Here is a 950-nt window from a genome sequence, read left to right on the forward strand (position 1 = left end):
GCACTGACACCGCCGCGTCCGGTGATGCGGGGAGCAAGACGTACAAGGTGGCGTTCGTTCCGAAGTTGCAGGGTGTGCCCTACTTCGAGGCGATGAACGCCGGCGGTAAGGAGGCGGCCGCCGCGCTCGGTAACGTGGAGTGGCTGTACCAGGGTCCGACCCAGGCCGACGCGGCAGCACAGGCCGACATCGTGCGCTCCTACATCCAGCAGAAGGTCGACGCGCTGATCGTCGCCCCGAACGACCCGGACAGCATGGCCCCGCTGTTGCAGCAGGCCAAGGATGCCGGTATCCACGTCGCGACCGCCGACACCGACGCCCCGTCCAGTGTGCGGGAGGTGTTCGTCAACCAGGCCACCGCCGAGGGCATCGGTCAGGGCCTGACCGACAGCCTGCTCACGGCGATGGGCGGTAAGGGTAAGTACGCGATCGTGTCGTGCGGGCAGACCGCGGAGAACCTGAACTCCTGGATCGAGGTCCAGAAGGCGTACACCAAGGAGAAGTACCCGCAGGCGGAGATCGTGGACATCGTCTACGCCGGTGAGGACCAGGCCAAGGCCACCCAGATGGCCACCGACCTGATGAACGCCCACCCGGACCTGACCGGTCTGGTCGGCGAGTGCACCTCCAGTGCCCCGGGTGTGGCGCAGGCGGTCAAGGACGCCGGCAAGATCGGCAAGGTCTTCACCGTCGGCCTGGGCACGCCGCAGGCGATGAAGCCGTACCTGACCGACAAGTCCTCGACCGCCGCGATCCTCTGGGACGTGGAGAACCTCGGCTACCTCACCGCCTGGGCCGGGGCTCAGATCGCGCAGGGCAAGACCATCGAGGCCACCAACAACGTCTCGGCCGACCTGTCCGCGGTGACCTACGACAGCGGCACGAAGATGCTGCTCCTGGGCCCGGCCCTCGCGATCACCGCCGAGAACGTGGACCAGTTCAACTACTGA

At 66.9% G+C, this 950-nt stretch carries 1 protein-coding gene; it reads left to right on the plus strand.

Annotated features, from left to right (window positions below; translation table 11 throughout):
- Positions 1–950, plus strand: a 950-nt coding sequence (locus Aco03nite_RS52440) for an autoinducer 2 ABC transporter substrate-binding protein (RefSeq protein WP_203810790.1), incomplete at its 5' end; no start/stop codon positions are given.

This window comes from Actinoplanes couchii (assembly GCF_016862075.1).
In the GTDB taxonomy this organism is placed as follows: domain Bacteria; phylum Actinomycetota; class Actinomycetes; order Mycobacteriales; family Micromonosporaceae; genus Actinoplanes; species Actinoplanes couchii.